Genomic DNA, 21,087 nt, shown 5'->3' with positions numbered 1-21,087 from the left:
GCTCCCCCGCGCTGGCGCGGCCGGGCGGCGGGCGGGTGGTCAGCGGCGGGTCAGTTCGGTTTCGCCGGCCAGGCGGGCGGCGCGGTCGGCCTCGGCCAGGGCGTCGAGGACGCCGTCGAGCTCGCCGGCGAGGGCCAGGTCGAGGTTGTACGCGGTGTAGCCGATCCGGTGGTCGGTGATCCGGTTCTGCGGGAAGTTGTACGTGCGGATCCGCTCCGAGCGGTCCACCGTCCGGACCTGGGCCTTACGGGCGTCCGAGGCGGCCGCGTCGGCCTGCTCCTGGGCCGCCGCGAGCAGCCGGGCGCGCAGGATCCGCATGGCCTGCTCCCGGTTCTGCAGCTGGGACTTCTCGTTCTGGCAGGAGACCACGATCCCGGTCGGCACGTGCGTGATCCGGACCGCCGAGTCGGTGGTGTTCACCGACTGGCCGCCCGGCCCCGACGAGCGGAACACGTCGATCCGCAGGTCGTTCGGGTCGATGGTGACGTCCACGTCCTCGGCCTCCGGCAGCACCAGCACGCCGGCCGCGCTGGTGTGGATCCGGCCCTGCGACTCGGTGACCGGGACGCGCTGCACCCGGTGCACCCCGCCCTCCCACTTGAGCCGGGACCAGACGCCGTTGCCGCCCTCGGGCACGCCCTTGGTCTTGATCGCCAGCGAGACGTCCTTGACCCCGCCGAGGTCGGAATCCTGCGCGTCGATCACCTCGGTGACCCAGCCGTGCCGCTCGGCGTACCGGGTGTACATCCGCAGCAGGTCGCCGGCGAACAGGGCCGACTCCTCGCCGCCCTCACCGGCCTTGATCTCGACGATCACGTCCTTGGCGTCGTGCGGGTCGCGCGGGATCAGCAGCTCCGCCAGCCGCTCCTCCAGCGCCGGCAGGGTGGCCGCGATCGACTCGGCCTCGGCGGCGAACGCCGGGTCCTCGTCCGCCAGCTCGCGGGCGGCGACCAGGTCGGCGCGGGCCTGCTCCAGCTCGTCAGCCGCCTTGTGCAGCGGGACCAGTTCGGCATAGCGGCGACCCACCCGCCGGGCGGTGCCCTGGTCGGCGTGGATGGCCGGGTCGGCGAGCCGCTTCTCCAGCTCGGCGTACTCGTCGAGTAGGGCGGCCAGGCGCTCACTGCTCATGCTGGGGGTGCTCCTTCGACGACAACCGGGCGGGTGGGCGGAAACTGGCGAAAACGGACGAACGCCCGCGTCCGGCACGGAGCCGGACACGGGCGTCGTCGGTGAAGTTACTTGGCCTTCTTGGCCTGAACCTTGGCGTACTTCTGCTGGAACTTCGCGACCCGGCCGGCGGTGTCGAGAACGCGCTGCTTACCGGTGTAGAACGGGTGGCAGGCGCTGCAGGTCTCGACGTGCACGGCGCCGCCCTTGGCGGTGCTGCGGGTCGTGAAGGTGTTACCGCAGGAGCAGCTGACCTCGGTGGTCACGTACTCCGGGTGGATGTTGGGCTTCATGTCGCCTCGGTCCTTTCGTGGGTGGTCGCCGGGTCGCCGTCGGTCTCCCCGTCGCGTGCGACGGGCTCGGGCGTGAACCGGAACCGGTGGCCGATTGACCAGTGTGCCATGGGCGTCGGCCGACCCGGCGAGCGGGCCGCACAACTGGTCCGGCTGGCTCAACGCTCACCTACCCCCACGCATTCCCGCCCCGCCGGTGGGCATTCGCCAGTCGTACCGTGGGGGCCCGGCGCGGACCGGGACCGGACGAACCGGGGGTGAGCGGCATGTTCCGCCTGATCGCGACGCGGGGCCTACCGGCCTCCGGCAAGACCACCTTCGCCCGGCGGCTCCAGCCCGGCGTGGTCCGGGTCAACCGGGACGACCTGCGCCGGATGATGCACGGCGAGCGGCTCTTCACCCAGTGGGCCGAGGGGCAGGTCACCAGGGCCCAGCGGGCCCAGGTGGAGACGCTGCTGGCGGCCCGGGTGAGCGTCTGCGTGGACGACACCAACCTGCGGGCCCGGACCCTGCGGGACTGGGCGGAGCTGGCCGAGCGGTTCGGCGCGACGTTCGAGGTGCACGACTTCACCGACGTGCCGCTGGAGGAGTGCCTGCGCCGGGACGCGGAGCGGCCGGAGGTCGACCGGGTCGGCGAGGCGGCGATCCGCCGGCTGCACGAGCGTTACCTGGCCAACCGCCCGTTACCGCTGCCGGTGCCGACGGCCCGCACGGGCCCGCCGGCCACGGTCCACCCACCGCACCCCGAGCCGCCGGCGATCGTGCTGGTGGACATCGACGGCACGGTGGCGCTGAACGTCTCCCGCAGCCCGTACGACATGACCCGGGTGGGTGAGGACGCGCCGAACGAGGCGGTGATCGCGGCGGTGCGGGCGATGCACGCGGCCGGCCACGGGGTGGTCTTCTGCTCGGGCCGGGACGCCTCGGCGCGGGCCGACACGGAGGCCTGGCTGGCCCGGCACGTCAAGGTCCCCTACCTGGCGCTGCACCTGCGGGCGATCGGCGACCAGCGCAAGGACGCGATCGTCAAGCAGGAGATCTACGAGCGGGAGATCAGGGACCGGTACCGGGTGGTCGGCGTCTTCGACGACCGGATGCAGGTGGTCCGGATGTGGCGGTCGCTCGACCTGACCGTGTTCCAGGTCGCCGAGGGCGACTTCTGACGGCGCGCCGACGGGCTCCTCCCCAGGAAGGAGCCCGTCGGCGGGCGGCGGCCGGACCCCGGGACACGGCGCGTTCCCGAGCCCGGGGGTCCGGTCGTCAGGCGGCGGGAGCCTCCCCCGGTGCCGCCGCCGTGAGGACGACCGTCGCCTCGGCGCGGACGCCGTTGACGGTCACCGCGAGCAGCACCTGCGCCCCAGGCCGCAGCGCGGTGAGCCGGCCGGTGGCCGGGTCGAACCGGGCCACGTGCCAGGGCTTCACCCCGTCGGCGGAGCCGATGAGCAGGTTCGGCGAGCCCGACCAGTCGGCGCTGACCGGAGCCGCCACCGGCACGGTACGACCGCCGGGCTGGGTCAGCGTCGCGGTGACCGCCGCCGGGTCGCCGACCGCCACGCTCGCCGGCGCGGCCAGCGCGAGCCGGTCGACGTGGGCATGGATCTCTGCGTCGACCCAGCGCGGCCCCTCGGCGAGCGGGTCGCGGCGGGCCCGCTCGGCCTCCTGCGGGGTCACCGGGTCGACGCCGAACTCGGTCCACCCGGTGAAGCCGCCGAGCTGCGGCGGGGTGGACGGGTTCTTGCCCGAGTTGCCGTTGATGACGTACGGCACCCCGTCCACCCGGTCGGCGTGGAAGGTACCGACGTGCCCGTTGACCATGAGCGCGCCCTTGCCGGTGCGGTGCTGGAAGTCGGCCAGCCACTGCTCGACCAGCGCCGCCTCCTTGCGGTCACCGAGCTGGCTCGCCTTGGCCGGGGTGGGGTCGCGCGGCGGGTGGTGGAACAGCACCGCGACCGAGCCGACGGCCGGGTCGGCGGCGGCGGCGTCGAGGGTGTCGCGCAGCAGCTTCACCTGGTCGAACCCGCTGCCACGCAGTGAGCCGGTGGAGGTGTTCAGGGTGACGAACCGGGTGCCGCCGTGGTCGAAGGCCCGCGAGGTGTCGCCGAAGACGGCCGTGAAGTTCGTGATCGGCGCGCCCATGATCTCGTGGTTGCCCGGGACGTAGTAGAACGGCAGCTCGCCGCCCAACTCCTCGTCGAGGATCCGCTTCGCCAGCGCGAAGTCCGCCGGGTACGCGGTGTCCACGAAGTCCCCGTCGATGATCAGGAAGTCCGGCTTCGCCGCCTTGACCTCGCGGAGCGTACGGCGGGCCTGGGCGACCAGGTCGCTGTCCGGGTCGGCGGCGACGAACTGGGCGTCGGACAGCACCGCGAAGCGCCAGGTGGCGCCGTCCACCGTGCCGTCGCGGAGCACCACCCGGTCGGTACGCGGCTCCTCGGGCGGCGCCTGGACCGTGGGGGACACCTTCGCCACCAGATCGTCGATCACGATCTCGCTGGTGTACTGCGCGGCCGGGTTGGTCTCCGCCACGTAGAACCGGCGGACCCGGACCGGGTACTGCACGCCGGCCGGCACCGCGAACTCCACGTACTTCCAGCCGGTCCAGGTGATGTAGGGGCCGCGCAGCACGTGCTGGGTGTCCTGGGCGTCGTGCAGGTGCAGGCTGGGCCACTCCCCCTTGCCATTGCCCTTGATCCACATGCCGAACGCCTGCGGTTGGCCGGGCACCTCGATCCAGGCCGGCGGGTCGGCGTACGCGGCCCGGGTGCCGGTGGACTGGCTGAAGTCGTACGACAGCTTCAGGCCGGTGCCGGTGTGGCCCGCCGCCGGCGCGACGGAGCCGCTGGCCCGGGCCTGGCTGAACTTCCAGGAGGCGGCGTCGTCGAAGCCGGCGACCGGGACGTCGGTCAGGCCGACGGTGATCGGCAGCACGGTGGTGCGGTTGCCGACGTGGACGGTGACCAGGGCGGAGCCGCTGTCGCCGAGCGCCTTCACGGAGAGGTTGCCGTCGGCGGTGGGGGTGACCGCGAGCAGGTCCCGGTCGTACTCCAGCGTCAGGTCGGCCGGCTCGATCGGCGCGGTGTTCCCCTCGGCGTCGTAGCCGACCACCCCGAAGAGCCCGGTGTCGCCCTGCCGGTTCAGGCCGAGCCGGTCCACGGTGGAGTCGATCCGGTCCAGCGGCCCGAGCACGGTGAGGTCGAGGGTGCCGCTGGCTTCGTCCCGCCAGGCGGTGACGGTGCTGCGGCCGGGCGCGCCGGCCCGGAAGACGCCGTCGTCGTCCACCTTGCCCTGCACGGCCGGGTTCGCCCGCCACTGCGGCGCTCCGGCGGCCGGGCCGTACGTCTCGTCATAGCCGGCGGCGGTGAGCCGGCGGGTCAGACCGGGGAAGACCCGGTCCGGGCGGCCACCGCGGATCGGGGCGACCCCGGGCGCGGCGGTCGGGTCGCTCGCGGTCTCCAGCCAGTACCCGGTGAGCCGGCCGCTGCCCTGCGGCGCGTAGACGGCCAGGCCGTTGGGGACCGGGCGTTCGGTGCCGTCCGACGGGCTGTTCTCCACCTGCACCGCCGCCGTGCCCGGTTCCCGGGCGAGCAGGGTCGAGGAGCCGCCGCCGTCGAGGTTCAGCGCGGTGTACGCGCCGAGCTCGACCATCATCCGGCCCATCTCGGTCTGGGTGACGCCGCGGCTGTCGACCTGCCGGCCGTCCACGGTCAGCATGATCATTTTGCGTCCGTCGGCGGAGAAGCCGACCGAGGTGCGGGGCGCGAGGGTCGGGTCGGCGATGTTCTGCACCACCCCGTCCCGGACCAGCACGTTGCCGCCGCCCACCGCGGCGCGCAGGCTGCCGCCGTCGGACGGCTTCGGCTTCCAGGCCACGTCCACCGGGTCGCCGGGACGCAGCGCGGCGAGGGCGTCCGCGCCGGCCTCCCGGCCGAGCAGCACGGTGGTCCCGGCCGGGATCGGCCCCTCACCGGGCGTGGTGGCCACGGCCGCGACCCGGCCGCCGGTCACCGTCACCTCGACCGCCCGGGCCGCGCCGGCCACCGCCCGCTGCCGGGGGTACGACCCCCAGAGCGGGGTGAACACGCCGATGCCGTCCCGCTGCACCATGTTGTTGAACTGGGTCAGCGGGACCGGCCCGGCCGGCAGCGTGGCGCTGCCCTCGAAGCCGACCTGGATGATCCGGCCCAGCCCTTCGGCGCTGATCGCGGCGGCGTTGGGGTGCCCGGCGACCGGCGACTGGATCAGGTCCCCGGAGCGGATGCCGACGCCCTGGGCGGCACCCGAGTTGTTGATGTCGAAGAAGTCCCCGTTGACGGCGGCGACCGCCCGGGAGCGGTCCACCGCGGCGCGCAGCGGCTCGTCCCGGGTCACCGCGCCGGAATTGACGTAGTCGACGGTGACGCCGCCGGAGAGGTCGGCGGTGAGCGCGTCGGCACGCAGCCAGCCCTCCGCGTCGTACCGGTCGAAGGAGGTGAGGTCGAGCCCGGGAGCGACCGGGCGGGTGGTCTTCGCGGTCTCCAGGCCACCGGCCGGCTCGACGCCGTCCGCCGTGGCCGCCGCCACGCCGGCCGCCCCGGCCAGCGCCACGGAGGAGGCGGGATAGGAGGAGGCGGCGGGGGCGTCCTCGGCGGCGGTGCGGGTGTCACCGGCGGGTGCCGCGAGACCGGCCGGGGCCGGTCCGGGAAGGCTGAGCAGCGGCGTCAGCAGCAGGACGCCGGCGAGGCGGGCGGATCGTCTGCGGGTACGCATGGACGACAGTCAACCCGACGCTGAACAGAAGTTTCAATACCCGGCGACTGAACCGAAGGAAAACTTCACGCGGGAACCCGGGTACGACGAAGGGCACGGCCGTGGTGGCCGTGCCCTTCGTCGGTGTCCTACCGGGGCGGTGTCACTCCCCCGGCGTCGACTTCGCGATCTGCATCAGGAACTCGATGTTGGTGCGGGACTGCTTGAGGCGGTCCAGCAGCAGGTCGAGCGCCGCCTGCGAGTCCAGCGAGTGCAGCACCTTGCGGAGCTTGTGGATGATCGCCAGCTCCTCCGGCGCGAGCAGGACCTCCTCCTTGCGGGTGCCGGAGGGGTTGATGTCGATCGCCGGGAAGACCCGCTTGTCGGCGATCTTCCGGTCCAGCTTGAGCTCGGCGTTACCGGTGCCCTTGAACTCCTCGAAGATGACCGTGTCCGCCATGGACCCGGTCTCCACCAGCGCGGTGGCGAGGATGGTCAGCGAGCCGCCGTTCTCGATGTTGCGGGCCGCGCCGAGGAACCGCTTCGGCGGGTAGAGCGCGGTGGAGTCGATACCACCCGACATGATCCGGCCGGAGGCCGGCGCCGCCAGGTTGTACGACCGACCGAGCCGGGTCACCGAGTCGAGCAGCACGACGACGTCGTGACCCAGCTCGACCAGGCGCTTCGCCCGCTCGATCGCCAGCTCCGCCACCGTGGTGTGGTCCTGCGGCGGACGGTCGAACGTGGCCGCGATGACCTCGCCCTTCACCGACCGCTGCATGTCGGTGACCTCTTCCGGCCGCTCGTCGACCAGCACCACCATCAGGTGGCACTCCGGGTTGTTGCGGGTGATCGCGTTCGCGATCGCCTGCAGCACCATCGTCTTACCCGCCTTCGGCGGCGAGACGATCAGCGCCCGCTGGCCCTTGCCGATCGGCATGACCAGGTCGATCACCCGGGTGGTCAGGATGTGCGGCTCGGTCTCCAGCCGCAGCCGCTCCTGCGGGTACAGCGGAGTCAGCTTGTAGAACTCCGGCCGCCGCCGCGCCTCCTCCGGCTCCATCCCGTTGATGGTGTCGAGCCGGACCAGCGGGTTGTACTTGTCGCGACGCTGGTCGCTGCCACCGTCGCGGGCGGCCCGGACCGCGCCGGTGATGGCGTCACCGCGGCGCAGGCCGTACTTCTTGATCTGGGACATCGAGACGTAGACGTCGTTCGGGCCGGCCAGGTAGCCGGTGGTCCGGACGAAGGCGTAGTTGTCCAGCACGTCGATGATGCCGGCCACCGGGACGAGCACGTCGTCCTCGCTGACCTGCGGCTCGCGGCCGCCACCATCGCCGCCGCCCTCGGGCCGGTCACCCCGCCCGCGCCGACGGTCCCGGAACCGGCTGCGCCGGCCGCGTCGGCCGCCGCCCTCGCCGTCGTCGTCGGAGTCGTTGTCCCGCTCGGCACGCTGGCCACGGTCGTTGCGGTCGCCCCGGTCGCCACGGTCGTTGCGGTCGCCACGGTCGTTGCGGTCGCCACGGTCGTTGCGGTCACCCCGCTCGTTGCGCTCGCCGCGCTCGGCCCGGTCACCGCCGCGCTCGGCACCACGCTCGCCGCGCTCGGTCCGCTCGGCACGCTCGGCACCACGCTCGGTCCGCTCGGCGGCGCGCTCGGCACCGCGCTCAGTCCGCTCGGCACCACGCTCGACCCGCTCGGCGCCGCGCTCGGCCCGCTCGGTGCCGCGCTCGCGACCGCCACGGCCCTCGCCGCGTTCGGCCCGCTCGCCGGTCTCGGCCGGAGCCTCCTCGGTGCGCGCCTCGGTCGTGGCAGCGGCCCGGCCGCGACGGGTCCGGGTGCGACCCTCGGTCACCTCGGCGGCCGGGGCCGCCGGAGCCTGCTCGGCGGCGCGGCGCTCGGTGTCGGCCCGCTCCGGGAGCACCTCGGCGCGTACCTCTTCCCGGGCGGCAGCGGCCGCAGCAGCGACCTCGGCCCGCGGTCGAGGGGTCCCGGCGGCGGCGCCGCCCTGCCGCTCGGTGATCGCGCTGATCAGCTCGCCCTTACGCATGCGAGCCGTACCGGAGATACCGAGCGACGCGGCCAGGCTCTGCAGCTCCGGCAGCAGCATCGCCGACAGGCCGGTACCGCTGCGCCGACGGCGTGTGGGGGCGGCGGTGGTGGCATCGCCAGCGACGTTGGAAACATCCGACGTCACGTCGGTGGTGTCGCTCAATGGATTCCTTCCCTCGATAGGCCGGGACTGCCCGGAATCGAAAACCAGGTGGCCGGGCGGCCTCGGTGCACCCGCCTCGCATTGACGCGTCGCGGGAGTTTGTGACACAGCAGCCGGTCGGTTTCCCGACTCACCAACGTCGGTGAGCAGGTCTCGCCGTCTGCGGCGACCTGTGGAAACTGCGGTGCGGCGTGGGCCTTGGCAGGGGTGACGGGCTGACCGCCGAGAGCTTCGGGGGTGCGCCGACCCGCAGGAGATCGCATGCTTCGCGGCTGTGCTGAGTCTAGAGCGTAATCAACTCTTGCGACCTGCGGCAACAGGGTCCCGCTCGGCGTGTCCCAGTCTACCCCGGGCAACCCGGGCACCGCTGACGTCTATCGGCAACTGCCAGGGCTGCCAGTCTGTTCCCGGGTCGAAGCCCTCCGACACCTCGGTCAGGGCCAGCACCGTCGGCCCCGCCCCACTGACCACAGCCGCCACACCCGTCGCACGCAGGGCGCTGACCAGGGCCGCCGTCCCCGGCATTCCCCCGGCGCGGTAGTCCTGGTGCAGCCGGTCGACGGTGGCCGGTAGCAGCAGCGCCGGCGCCACGGTCAGCGCGTGCACCAGCAGCGCCGCCCGGCCGGCGTTCAGCGCGGCGTCGGCGTGCGGCACGGTGGCCGGCAGCGCGGCCCGCGCGGCGGCCGTCAGGCCGCGTTCCGCGGGCACGAAGACGGTCGGCCGGACGCCGTCGGCGACGGCCAGTGACACCGCACGCGCGCCGGACGGCTCAGTCCACGCGATGGTGAAGCCGCCACGCAGGCAGGGCGCCACGTTGTCGGGGTGCCCCTCGATCTCGGCGGCGAGCCGCAGCACCGCGTCGTCGTCGAGCCGCTCGGCCCCGCCGGCGACCAGCGCGCGGGCCAGCAGCACACCCGCGACGATGGCCGCCGAGGACGAGCCCAGGCCGCGGGCCTGCGGGATCCGGTTGACGCACTCCAGCGCGAGACCCGGCGGCTGCCCGCCCAGCGCGTCGAAGGCGGCCCGCATCGCCGTCACGATCAGGTGCCGCTCGTCGTCCGGCAGCTCGCCGGCGCCCTCGCCCGTCACCGTCACGCGTACGCCGCCCGGGGTCACCTCGGCCGCCACGTCGTCGTACAGCCCGAGGGCGAGGCCGAGCGCGTCGAAGCCCGGGCCCAGGTTCGCGCTGGTCGCGGGCGTCCGGACCCGGACGGGACCGGAGGTGAAAGTCATCGGCACCGGCTCATGCTAGGGCCCGGGACCGACATCGCGGCGGTTCGCCCGACCCATGGGAATTGCGCTATTCCGTTAGCCTGACGCCGATCCACCGACGGCGGGAGGCCACGTGCGATTCCTGGGTTACTCCGGTTGGCAGCTGGTCACCCAACTCCCCACCCTGATCGTGCTGGCGACCGGGCTCGTGCTGGCCCTGGTGAGCCGGCGGCTGCCGCGCGGCCCACGGGGGCTGTTGCTCGCCGGGGCGGCGGTGCTGCTGCTCGGGGCGCTGCTCAACCTGGTCTGGGTGCTCGCGCTGCCCCGCCTGGTCGCCGACGGGTGGAGCGCCGTCCAGATGAGCCGGCTGACCCTGGTGGTCGGGCCGCTGCTGGCACTCCTGCACCCGGCCGGATTGGGCCTGCTCGTCGCCGCCGCCCTCACCGGACGGCGGACGACCGCCCCACCCCCGCCGCCGACCCCCTGGAGCGGCTGGCAGCCAGACAGCGGTGAACCCAGGCCGCAGCAGTGGGCCGGACCGGACGTACCCGGCCCCACCCCACCGCCGCAGACCGTCGACCACGGCTGACGACCCCGGGGCCGTACCGGCCCTGGCCGATCGCGCCGACGCGGGCAGCGCGGCCCGGCGCGGATGCTCCTATGGATGTCAAGGGGTGTCGAGGGTGGTGAAGTCGGCGAGTAGGGCGGTGTGGACCTCGCGGACGACATAGCGCTTGAGGCATCGCATGATCTCTTTTTTGCTGAGGCCTTGTTTGGTGCGTTTGTCGAGGTAGGCGCGGGTGCGGGGTTCGTAGCGCATGCGGCTGAGCACGATCGTGTGCAGCGCGTTGTTCGCGGCTCTGTCGCCGCCGCGGTTGAGGCGGTGGCGGTCTGTGCGTCCGCTGCTGGCGGGGATGGGTGCGGCGCCGCAGAGGTGGGCCAGGGCGGCTTCGGAGCGCAGCCGGTCGGGGTTGTCGCCGGCGGTGGCCAGGAGTTGACCGGCGACCTCGGGTCCGACACCGAACAGGGCGCTGAGGGTGGGGGCGGTGCGGGCGACGGTGGGACGTAGTCGCTGGTCGGCGAGGGTGATCTCCGCGGTCAGGGCGTGGATCCGGGCGGCGATCGCGGCGAGGGAGGCTTTGGTGGCCTCGGCGGGGTCGCTGAGCCGGGTGTCGTCGTAGGTCAGGGCGGCGCAGTGGTTGATCAGGGCAGCGCCTGAGTAGCCGGCGAGTTCGGCGCGTAGCGGCTCGGGTGCGGCGGTGAGCAGACCGTGGAGCTGGTTGATCGCGGCGGTGCGGGCCTTGACCGCGCCGTTGCGGGCCACCCGCAGCGCGCGGATGGCCTCGACCGGTCCGGTTCGGGTCTTCGGTACGCCGCACGCTTGTCCAGACAGCGCGGCGCGGGCGGCGGCGAGCGCGTCGATCGGGTCGGACTTGCCCTTCACCCGGCGGGTCTTACGGTCTGGCCGGTCGACCTCGACGACGGTGATCTTCTGGCCGCTCAGGTAGCGGGCCAGGCCCGCGCCGTAGGCGCCGGTGCCCTCGACACCGACCTTCACCACCGTGCCGAAGGTGCGAAGCCACACCAGCAGCTGCTGGTAACCGGCCGCGGTGGCGGGGAACTGCTGATCACCGAGTACACGTCCGGTCTGGTCAACCACGGCCGCGTGGTGCGTTCTGCCGTGAGTATCGACGCCGCCGGTGACCTTGCGCTTCTTGGCTGTCATGCTGGAACCGTCGTCCCTTTCGCTTGCACCGAACAGGGTCGGCACGCACCGCTGGGACGGGCGGACAGGACAGTGGCGGGGCCTCTTGCACAGGCTCCTATCAGGTCACGACGCCCCTGCCAGTGACGTGCAGGAACGGGGCCACCCGGAACCGGTCGACGGATCCTCAGCAGGACAACATCGTCGGTCAGGCGGTGAGTCAGACCAGACCGGGTGACCCCACCCCTACATCCTCACTGTCAGGCGGCGGGGGTGGACTCCGGCTCGGTCGCCGGATCGGTGAGGGACAGCCGGCGGGTGGCCAGCCGCCAGCCGACCGCGTACAGCAGGGTGACCAGGCCGCAGCCGGCCAGCACGGTCCGCTCGCTCACGGTGTCCACCACGAGGGCCACCACCAGCTGGCTGACCGAGATGGCCAGCGTCGCCAGCATCATGTCGGTGGCGAAGACCCGGCCGCGCAACCGGTCCGGCACCTCGCCCTGGAGGGCGTAGTTGGACAGCACCCAGTTGCTGCCGCCGCCGAAGTGGGCGAGAAAGACGAGCACCAGCACCAGCGGGAACCAGCTGACCACCGAGGCGCCCAGGTAGGCCACGCCGTACAGGGACATCGACAGGGCCAGACCGGGCAGCAGCCAGGCCCGGTTGGTGAGCACCCGCCGCATCAGGATCGGCCCGACCAGGGCGCCCGCGCCCCGGGAGGCGAACAGCAGGCCGGTGCCGACCGCGCCGACCCCGTACACGCCGGCGAGCAGCGGAAACACGGTCAGCACGCCGTTACCCAGCCCGACCGCCGACTTAACGGTGACCAGCGCCAGCACCCGGGGCCGGTGGGCGATGTAGCGCAACGCCTCCCGGATCGCCGGCCAGGTCCGCTGGACCGGGCCGTCGGGCTCGCGAGCGGACTGCAACGGCCGGCGGATCAGGGCGGCCAGGCCCGCCGCGAGCGCCAGGCCGACCGCCGCCACCCAGAAGCAGGCGTACGGGCCGGCGGCGGCGCTCAGCATGCCGCCGAGCGAGGCGCCGACGACCGTCATGGTGCCCCAGGCGGATCCGGCGACGGCGTTGCCGGCGGCCAGGTCGTCCGGGTCGAGCACGTTGGGCAGGGCGGCCTGGGCGGCGGGCGAGTAGAAGGCCTTCGCCACCGCGACGGCGCCGATCGCCACCATCGCCAGCCAGGCCGTCCCGGCGCTGCGGACGCCGAGCAGCAGCAGGACACCGGCCAAGGCCGCCAGGTTGGCGATCATCATGATCTTCCGGCGGTCGAACCGGTCCGCGATGGTGCCGGTGTACGGCAGCATCAGCGCCACCGTGCCGGTGTCCACGGCGAGCACCAGCGCGCCCCACACCCCGCTGCCGGTCAGCTCGGGCAGCAGGACCAGCAGGGGCACCATCACGAACCAGTCCGCCCCGAAGACCACCAGCTCGGCGAGGAACAGGTTGCGGAAGTCGCGGTTGCGGACGAGGACCGAGAGGGTGGGTGACACGCCGGAACCCTATCGGGCCGGTCAGACGACCGTGCTGTGCCCGAGCAGCTGGGAGACCGTCACGAAGGTGTAGCCGCGGTCCCGCAGCCCGGTGATCATGTCCGGGAGCCCGCGGAGCGCGACCAGCCGCCGCTCCGTACCGACGTCGTGGCCGAGCAGGATGGTGCCGGGCTGCATGTCGGCGACGATCCGCCGGGCGTGGCCGGCCGGGTCGCCCGGGAACTCGCCCTCGACCATCTGCAGCGTCCACAGCACCAGCCGGTAGTTCAGCCGGGCGGCGGCGTGCAGCACCGCGCCCCCGAGGTGCCCCCACGGCGGGCGTACCAGTCGGGGCGGCACGCCGGTCACCTCGGCGATCGCGTCGTGGCTGCGCCGCAGGTCGTCGTAGGCGGCGTGCGCGTCGAGCCGGGCCAGGTCGTGGTGAGCCCAGCTGTGGTTGCCCACCTCGTGCCGGCCCAGCCGTCCGCGCAGCAGCGCCGCGTGCTCCCGGACCCGGGCGCCGACCAGGAAGAACGTGGCCGGTACGGCGTGCTCCTCCAGCGTGTCCAGCACCATCGGCGTCCACTGTGGCAGCGGGCCGTCGTCGAAGGTGAGCGCGACCAGCCGGTCGGTGGTGCGTACCCCCCAGGTGACCTCGACGGCGCCGGCACCGACCTCCTGGTGGCGGCTGCCCACGGTGGCGCTGGCCGGGCCGCCGGCGAGCGGGAGCCGCCGGTCGGCGATCCAGGCGGTCTCGGACGTGGCGGCGGCGCCCAGGGCGGCGCCGCCGGCCAGCAGGGCGGTCCGGCGCAGCACGGCCCGCCTGCCCCACCGGCCAGCACCGTCCGCCATGACCCCCGCCCCCGCTTCGGCCGATCGCCCCTCCCGGAGCGATCCGAGACTCACCGTATGTGACAACTCACTCACGGTACATCGTCGGACATCCGACGCGGGGCGGCCGGCACCGGCGGACGGCGACGGCCCCCGCGGACGGAAACGCCCCCGGCGGCGCTGGCCGGCCGGGGGCGTTTCCAGGTCACCCGCTCACTCGGTGGGCGGCAACGGTGACCGGCGGGTCTTCGGCAGGCGCAGCACCTCGAACTGGTCGGTCCCGTCGACCAGCGCCGCCGACGGCCGGACCGGCGGCGCCGCGACCGTCCGCTCGGCGGGGGCGACCCCGGCCTCCGCCCGCTGGTCGCCGCTGAAGGCCCCGACGGCCGCCGGGACCCCGGCCGGCGCCGACCCGGCGGCGGCGGAGCGACCGGTACCCCGGGCCCGCCGCTGCCGTAGCGACTCCTTGGTGCGCTCCACCATCGTGTAGAGCGTCGGCACCAGGATCAGGGTCAGCAGCGTCGAGCTGAGTAGGCCACCGATCACCACCACGGCCAGCGGCTGCGAGATGAAGCCGCCCTCGCCGGTGAGCCCGAAGGCCATCGGCAGCAGCGCGAAGATGGTCGCGACCGCGGTCATCAGGATCGGGCGCAGCCGGCGCCGGCCACCCTCGACCACCGCCTCGGTCACGCTCCGGCCCTGCGCCCGGTACTGGTTGATCAGGTCGAGCAGCACGATCGCGTTGGTGACCACGATGCCGACCAGCATCAGCACGCCGATCAGCGCCGGCACGCCCAGCGGCGTCCCGGTGGCCAGCAGCAGCCCGATGGCGCCGGTGGCGGCGAACGGGATGGAGATCAGCAGGATCAGCGCCTGGGTCAGGCTGCGGAACGTGCCTACCATGATCAGGAAGACGATCGCGATGGCGGCCAGCACGGCCAGCCCCAAGTCGGCGAAGGCGTCCTTCTGATCGGCGCTGACGCCACCCACGGCGAAGGTCGCCCCCGGCACGTCCAGCGCGTCCAGCCGCTTGTGCAGCTCCTGCGTGGTCGCGCCCAGGTTGGAGCCGGTGGCCGTACCGGTGACGGAGACGCTGCGCTCACCGTCGATCCGGGTGACCTGCTGCGGCCCCTCCACCTGGTTCACGTCGGCGATGTCGTCCAGCTTGACCCGGCCGACCGGCAGCGCCCGCAGCTCGGCCACGCTCATCGGCGGCCGGGCCCCGGTGCTCAGCACCACGTCCTGCTGCGTTCCGTCGAGGCCGACCTGGCCCAGCGGCGCGCCCCGGTACGCCTGGGCGACGAGCTGACCCACCGCCGCCTCGGTCAGCCCGGCGCGGGCCGCGGCCACCCGGTCGACGGTGACGTCGATCCGGGGCACCCGGTCGGCCAGGCTGGTGGAGACGTCCTCGACGCCCGGGGTGCCGGCCATCGCGTCCCGGGCGGCCTCGGCGGCCCGGGTCAGCACCTCGGCGTCGGCAGCCTGCACGACCACCTCGAGCTGGTTGGCGGAGGTGTTCTGCCCGGCGCCGAAGCTCAGCTCCCCGGCGTCGGAACCGAGGGCGTCGAACTCCTTGCGCAGGTCCCGCTTGACCTTCGCCGCGTCGGTGCCCTCGTCCAGCGCGACCGAGAAGGTGGCCGTGTTGTTGCCGCCGCCGCCCGCCCACGGCTGGTCGCTGCCGCCCGCGCTCACCTGGTACGTCTTGACGCCCTCGGTACGCGCCAGCACCGCCTCGACCTTCGCGGCCGCCTGGTCGGTGCCGGCGAGCCCGGTGCCGGCCGGCAGTTCCTGGCTGATGTTGAAGGTGTCCTGGCCGGAGTCGTCCAGGAAGTTGGTCTCCAGCTTCTGCGCCAGCCCGAACGTGCCGAGCAGCACCAGCAGCCCCAGCCCGACGGTGATCCAGCGGGTCTTCCGGGACCGGGTGGCGAACCCGATCGCCGGCAGGTACACCCGCTGGAGCGGGCTGCGCAGCTCCTTCTGCTCGGCGGCGCGGCGGGCCGCCGCGTCGTCCGCGCCGGCCCGGGGCGGCTTGAGGAACCAGTACGCCAACACCGGGATCACGGTCAGCGAGACCAGCAGGGAGGCGAGCAGGGCGACCGTCACGGTGATCGCGAACGGCGCGAAGAGCTGCCCGACGAAGCCGCCGACGAGTGCGATCGGCGCGAAGACGGCGACCGTGGTGAGCGTGGAGGCGGTCACCGCGCCGGCCACCTCGCGGACCGCGCCGAGGATGGCGTCCCGCTTCGGCTCGCCGTACTCCAGGTGCCGTTTGATGTTCTCCAGCACCACGATGGAGTCGTCGACCACCCGGCCGACGGCGATGGTCAGCGCGCCGAGGGTGAGCAGGTTGAGCGAGTAGTCGCCGGCCCAGAGCGCGATCAGCGCGACCAGCACGGACAGCGGGATGGAGACCGCGGTGACCAGCGTGGAGCGCAGCGAGAGCAGGAAGACCAGGATCACCACGACCGCCATCAGCAGGCCGAGCAGGCCCTCGGTGGTGAGGCTCTCGATGGACCGCTCGACGAACGGGGCCTGGTCGAAGACGACGGTCAGGTCCGCGCCGGAGGCCGACTTCAGGTCGTCGAGCCGGTCGCGGATCTCGTGGGAGATCGCCACGGCGTTGCCGTCAGGCGTGGCGGTGACGGCGATGCCCAGGCTGGGCCTGCCGTTGGTCCGGGTGATCGCGGTGGCCGGGGCGAGCTGCTGCTCGACCCGGGCCACGTCGCCGAGCCGGAGCGGGGCCGCGGGGGCGGTGGCCAGGACGATGCCGCGCAGGTCGTCGAGGGTCCGGACCGGGGTGCCGACCTGCACGGGAAGCGACCGGCTGCCGTCGGCGACCGCACCGGCCGGCACCGCGACGCCGTTGGTCTTCAGCGCCTCGGCGATCGCGGTGGGCGCGAGCCGGGCCGCGGCCAGCTTCGCCGGGTCCGGGGTGATCAGCACGACCTCGTCGCGGGTGCCGGTCACCTCGACCGTGCGGACCCCGTCCAGGCCCTCCAGCTCCGGTACGACGCTCTGGCGCAGCTTCTCCGCCAGGGCCCGCTCGTCGTCGCCGCCGGTCGCGGCGACCACCACGGCGGGCAGGTCGTCCGTGCTGCCGGCGATGACCTGCGGATCCACCCCGGCGGGCAGTTGGGCGTCGATCCGGCTCAGCGCGGTCTGCATCTTGTTCACCACGTCGTCCAGGTCGGTGCCGAACTCGTACTGCACCTGGACGGTGGTGGAGCCCTCACGGGAGGTGGAGGTGACCTTGTCCAGCCCCGGGATGCCCTGGAGGCTGTTCTCGATCGGTTCGGTGACCTGGGACTCGACGATCTCCGGCGCGGCGCCCGGGTACGCCGCCACGATGAACGCGGCGGGGAACTCCAGCGACGGCAGCAGCTGCTGCTTCAGCGACGGCACGGCGTACGCCCCGAACGCCGCGGTGACCAGCGCGATGAGGGCGACCAGCCCTCGGTTGGCGAGGCTGAATCTGGCGAGCAGCGACATCGGCGTGGCTCACTCCTGAGGAAGGGGTATACGGGGTAGGCAAAGTCTGCCCGACCCGATCTCCCCCGTCCGCCCCGCCCCCACCGGCGCGAGGACCGGTGGGGGTTAGGCGAGGTCGAGGGAGCGGGCGGCGGCCAGGGGGTCGTTGGCGATCGTGATCGGGGCGGGGGCCGTGGAGATGGCCCACTCGGGGTCCTTGAGGCCGTGGCCGGTGACCGTGCAGACCACCGTCGAGCCGGACGGCACCTTGCCGGCGGCGGCCTGCTGGAGCAGGCCGGCCACGCTGGCCGCGCTGCCCAGCTCGACGAAGACGCCCACCTCCCGGGCCAGCAGCCGGTACGCCGACAGGATCTCCCGGTCGGTGACCGCGGCGATCAGTCCCTGCGAGGCGTCCCGGGCGTCGACCGCCTTCGTCCAGCTCGCCGGGTTGCCGATCCGGATGGCGGTGGCGATGGTGGACGGCTCCGGCACCACCTGGCCGGTGACGATCGGCGCGGCGCCGGCGGCCTGGAAGCCGTACATCTTCGGGGACTTCGTGGCGTTGCCGTCGCGCACCTCCTCGGAGTAGCCCATCCAGTAGGCGGAGACGTTGCCCGCGTTGCCGACCGGCAGGCAGTGGATGTCCGGCGCGTCGCCGAGCGCCTCGATGATCTCGAAGGCGGCGGTCTTCTGCCCGTGCAGCCGGTCGATGTTGACCGAGTTGACCAGGGCCACCGGGTAGTCCTGGGCGAGCTTGCCGGCCAGCGCCAGGCAGTCGTCGAAGTTGCCCTGGACCTGGAGCAGCTTGGCGCCGTGCACCAGCGCCTGGGCCAGCTTGCCCAGCGCGATCTTGCCCTGCGGCACCAGTACCGCGCAGGTGATCCCGGCGCGGGCGGCGTACGCGGCGGCCGAGGCGCTGGTGTTGCCGGTCGACGCGCAGATGATCGCCTTGTCGCCGGCTCCCACCGCCTTGGAGACCGCGAGGGTCATGCCCCGGTCCTTGAACGAGCCGGTCGGGTTGGCCCCCTCGACCTTGAGGTGCACGTCGCAGCCGAGCCGGGCGGACAGCACCGGCGCGGGCAGCAGCGGGGTGTTCCCCTCGTGCAGGGTGACGACGGGGGTGGCGTCGGTGACCGGCAGTCGGTCCCGGTACGTCTCGATCAGACCCCGCCACATGTCGCTCTCCTCGCCTCTACCGGCCGCTGTCGCCCGTCAAGCCTGGACCAGCGTCCCGGGCCGCCGCCCGGCACACCCGCCCTTAACCACCTGACGGGACACCGCCTACAGCCCGCCCTCGACCCGCAGCACGCTCGTCACCGAGCGGACGATCTCCAGCCCGCGCAGCGCGCGGACGGTGGCCGCGAGCGCGGCGTCCGGCGCGACGTGCGTGACGATGACCAGTTCGGCGTCGGAGCCCCGGCCGGCCGGGCCGCCACCCGCCGGGCCCTGCCGCACGGTGGCGATGGAGACCTCGTGCCGGGCGAAGACCCCGGCCACCGCCTCCAGCACGCCGGGACGGTCGGCCACGTCGAGGCTGATGTGGTAGCGGGTCAGCGCCTCGCCCATCGGCCGCACCGCCAGGTCGGCGTACGCCGACTCGCTGGCCGCGTGCACCCCGGCGATCCGGTTGCGGGCCACCGCCACCACGTCGCCGAGGACGGCGCTGGCGGTCGGCGCGCCGCCCGCACCCCGACCGTAGAACATCAACTGCCCGGCCGCCTCCGCCTCGACGAAGACCGCGTTGAACGCGTCACCGACGCTCGCCAGGGGGTGGGTCAGCGGGATCATCGCCGGGTGCACCCGGACGCCGACCGACTCCCGGCCCGCCGCGTCGGTGTTGCGGGCGGCGATGCAGAGCAGCTTGATCGTGCAGCCCATCGCCTTGGCGCTGGCCACGTCGGCGGCGGTCACCTCGGTGATGCCTTCCCGGTGCACGTCGGCGGCGGTGACCCGGGTGTGGAACGCCAGCGAGGCGAGGATGGCGGCCTTGGCGGCGGCGTCGAAGCCCTCCACGTCGGCCGTCGGGTCCGCCTCCGCGTACCCGAGCGCGGTGGCCTCCTCCAGGGCCTCGGCGAAGCCGGCGCCGGTGGCGTCCATCGCGGAGAGGATGAAGTTGGTGGTGCCGTTGATGATGCCGGTGACCCGGTTGATCCGGTCTCCGTGCAGCGACTCGCGCAGCGGGCGCAGCAACGGGATCGCCCCGGCGACGGACGCCTCGTAGTAAAGGTCGGCCCCGCCCTCGGCGGCCGCGTCGTGCAGCGTCGCGCCGTCCTCGGCGAGCAGCGCCTTGTTGGCGGTGACCACGCTCTTGCCGGCCCGCAACGCCTCGACCAGCCAGCCCCGGGCCGGCTCGATGCCGCCGACGACCTCCACCACGACGTGCACGTCGTCCCGCTTGATCAGGCCGAGCGGGTCGGTGGTGAACAGGGCGGGGTCGACCGGCAGGTCGCCGCGGTCCCGCCCGACCCGGCGCACGGCGATGCCGGCGATCTCCAGCGGGGCGCCGATCCGGGCGGCGAGGTCGGCCGACTGCTCGTGCAGCAGCCGCACCACGTCGCTGCCGACCGTGCCGCAGCCGAGCAGCGCCAAGCGAACGGGTGAGGTCATCCGACATCCAATGCGAGCAGGTCCTCTTCGGTCTCCCGGCGGACGATCAGCCGGGCCCGACCGTCGCGTACGGCGACGACCGGGGGCCGCGGAACATGGTTGTAGTTGCTGGCCATGCTCCGGCAGTACGCCCCGGTGCCGGGCACCGCGACAAGATCTCCGGGCTGCACGTCGGCGGGCAGGAATTCATCCTTCACCACGATGTCCCCGGACTCACAGTGCTTTCCCACCACGCGGGCGAGCAGCGGCTCCGCCACCGACGCCCGGTTGGCCACCGTCGCCGAGTACGACGCGTCGTACAGCGCGGTACGGATGTTGTCGCTCATCCCGCCGTCGACGCTCACGTACGTCCGGATCCCGTCGACGTCCTTGACCGTGCCGACCTCGTAGAGCGTGAAGACGGCGGGTCCGACGATGGCCCGGCCCGGCTCGATGGACAGGTGCGGCACGGTCAGCTTCTCCGCCGCGCACTCCCCGTCGACGATCTTGCGGAGCCGCTTCGCCAGCTCGTGCGGCGCGGCCGGGTCGTCCTGGGTGGTGTACGCGATGCCGAAGCCGCCGCCCAGGTCCAGCTCGGGCAGCTCCACGCCCCGGGCGTCGCGGATCTGCGCCTGGAGGCCGAGTACCCGGCGGGCGGACACCTCGAAGCCACTGGCGTCGAAGATCTGCGAGCCGATGTGCGAGTGCAGGCCGCGCAGTTCCAGCACGCCCTCGTCGAGGACCTTGAAGGCCGCCGCCGCGGCCGCCCCGCCGGCGAGCGAGAAACCGAACTTCTGGTCCTCGTGCGCGGTGGCGATGAACTCGTGGGTGTGCGCCTCGACGCCGACCGTCACCCGGATCAGCACCTTGGGGCGGACGCCGCGCTCGCGGGCCAGCGCGGTGAGCCGGTCGATCTCGGCGAACGAGTCGAGGATGATCCGGCCCACCCCGGCGTCGAGGGCCCGGGCCAGCTCGGCCAGGGACTTGTTGTTGCCGTGGAAGCCGATCCGCTCCGCCGGCATCCCGGCCGACAGCGCGGTGGCCAGCTCGCCGCCGGTGCAGACGTCGAGGAACATGCCCTCCTCGGCGATCATCCGGACCACGGCGCGGCAGAGGAACGCCTTGCCGGCGTAGTAGACGTCGGCGTCCGGGAAGGCGGCCCGGAACTCCCGGCAGCGCGACCGCAGGTCGTCGGAGTCGAGGACGTACACCGGGGTGCCGTACTCCGCGGCGAGGTCGCGGACGCCCAGGCCCGCGACCTCCAGCGCGCCGTCGGCGGCGCGGGCGACGTTGCGCGGCCAGAGCTGCGGCACCAGGGCGTTGACGTCGCCCGGGGGCCGCAGCCAGGGCGGCCGGCTGCCGATGTCGCCGTGCAGGGCACCGGCCTCATGAGCACGCATG

The 21,087-nt window shown here is 73.4% G+C and carries 14 protein-coding genes; 2 read left to right on the top strand and 12 right to left on the bottom strand.

Annotated elements, in window-relative coordinates:
- Nucleotides 1–39: 39 nt before the first annotated feature.
- Nucleotides 40–1,128 carry a peptide chain release factor 1 gene (prfA, locus tag OG799_RS34550; protein WP_406041389.1) on the bottom strand — a complete coding sequence of 363 codons (1,089 nt, stop codon included), beginning with the start codon at nt 1,126–1,128 and terminating at the stop codon, nt 40–42.
- A 107-nt stretch (nt 1,129–1,235) separates the two neighbouring features.
- Nucleotides 1,236–1,460: a 50S ribosomal protein L31 gene (gene rpmE / locus OG799_RS34545; protein ID WP_406041388.1), complete on the bottom strand. Its 225-nt coding sequence runs from the start codon at nt 1,458–1,460 to the stop codon at nt 1,236–1,238.
- 266 nt (nt 1,461–1,726) lie between these two features.
- Here rpmE and OG799_RS34540 point away from each other — a divergent pair, with 266 nt between their 5' ends.
- Nucleotides 1,727–2,623 (top strand): AAA family ATPase, encoded by an 897-nt coding sequence (locus OG799_RS34540; RefSeq protein WP_406041387.1) that lies wholly within the window; start codon nt 1,727–1,729, stop codon nt 2,621–2,623.
- Between the two features lie 97 nt (nt 2,624–2,720).
- On the opposite strand, the gene OG799_RS34535 is transcribed toward OG799_RS34540, so the two are convergent.
- The 3 genes from OG799_RS34535 to thrB form a co-directional block, all read right to left on the bottom strand.
- Nucleotides 2,721–6,206, bottom strand: coding sequence for a phosphodiester glycosidase family protein (locus tag OG799_RS34535; protein ID WP_406041385.1), 3,486 nt, complete (start codon nt 6,204–6,206; stop codon nt 2,721–2,723).
- A 142-nt stretch (nt 6,207–6,348) separates the two neighbouring features.
- Nucleotides 6,349–8,400 carry a transcription termination factor Rho gene (gene rho, locus OG799_RS34530; RefSeq protein ID WP_406041383.1) on the bottom strand — a complete coding sequence of 684 codons (2,052 nt, stop codon included), beginning with the start codon at nt 8,398–8,400 and terminating at the stop codon, nt 6,349–6,351.
- A 294-nt stretch (nt 8,401–8,694) separates the two neighbouring features.
- Nucleotides 8,695–9,633, bottom strand: a complete 939-nt coding sequence (gene thrB / locus OG799_RS34525; protein ID WP_406046492.1) for a homoserine kinase — start codon at nt 9,631–9,633, stop codon at nt 8,695–8,697.
- A 112-nt stretch (nt 9,634–9,745) separates the two neighbouring features.
- On the opposite strand from thrB, the gene OG799_RS34520 reads away from it, so the two are divergent.
- On the top strand, nt 9,746–10,201 hold the full coding sequence (locus OG799_RS34520) for a hypothetical protein (RefSeq protein ID WP_406041381.1): 456 nt from the start codon (nt 9,746–9,748) through the stop codon (nt 10,199–10,201).
- Nucleotides 10,202–10,279: 78 nt separating this feature from the next.
- Here OG799_RS34520 and OG799_RS34515 read toward each other — a convergent pair whose 3' ends face one another.
- From OG799_RS34515 to lysA, 7 genes are all read right to left on the bottom strand, one after another.
- The gene (locus tag OG799_RS34515) at nt 10,280–11,338 is read right to left on the bottom strand and encodes an IS110 family transposase (RefSeq protein WP_406041379.1); all 1,059 of its coding nucleotides are present in this window, start codon (nt 11,336–11,338) and stop codon (nt 10,280–10,282) included.
- A gap of 239 nt (nt 11,339–11,577) precedes the next feature.
- Nucleotides 11,578–12,822: an MFS transporter gene (locus OG799_RS34510; RefSeq protein ID WP_406041377.1), complete on the bottom strand. Its 1,245-nt coding sequence runs from the start codon at nt 12,820–12,822 to the stop codon at nt 11,578–11,580.
- 21 nt (nt 12,823–12,843) lie between these two features.
- Nucleotides 12,844–13,653, bottom strand: a complete 810-nt coding sequence (locus OG799_RS34505; RefSeq protein WP_406041375.1) for a polysaccharide deacetylase family protein — start codon at nt 13,651–13,653, stop codon at nt 12,844–12,846.
- A gap of 192 nt (nt 13,654–13,845) precedes the next feature.
- Nucleotides 13,846–17,121, bottom strand: coding sequence for an efflux RND transporter permease subunit (locus OG799_RS34500; RefSeq protein WP_406041372.1), 3,276 nt, complete (start codon nt 17,119–17,121; stop codon nt 13,846–13,848).
- Nucleotides 17,122–17,226: 105 nt separating this feature from the next.
- Nucleotides 17,227–18,276, bottom strand: a complete 1,050-nt coding sequence (gene thrC, locus OG799_RS34495) for a threonine synthase (RefSeq protein WP_406041370.1) — start codon at nt 18,274–18,276, stop codon at nt 17,227–17,229.
- 105 nt (nt 18,277–18,381) lie between these two features.
- On the bottom strand, nt 18,382–19,707 hold the full coding sequence (locus OG799_RS34490) for a homoserine dehydrogenase (protein WP_406041368.1): 1,326 nt from the start codon (nt 19,705–19,707) through the stop codon (nt 18,382–18,384).
- A complete protein-coding gene (lysA, locus tag OG799_RS34485) occupies nt 19,704–21,086 on the bottom strand; it encodes a diaminopimelate decarboxylase (protein ID WP_406041366.1) in 1,383 nt (460 codons plus the stop codon). Before lysA ends, OG799_RS34490 begins: the two co-directional genes overlap by 4 nt.
- Between the last annotated feature and the right edge of the window lies 1 nt (nt 21,087).

The sequence above is a fragment of the Micromonospora sp. NBC_00898 genome, assembly GCF_045207895.1.
In the GTDB taxonomy this organism is placed as follows: domain Bacteria; phylum Actinomycetota; class Actinomycetes; order Mycobacteriales; family Micromonosporaceae; genus Micromonospora.
Note: the sequence above shows the minus strand (reverse complement) of the source record. Positions and strands in the feature narration are given on the sequence as shown.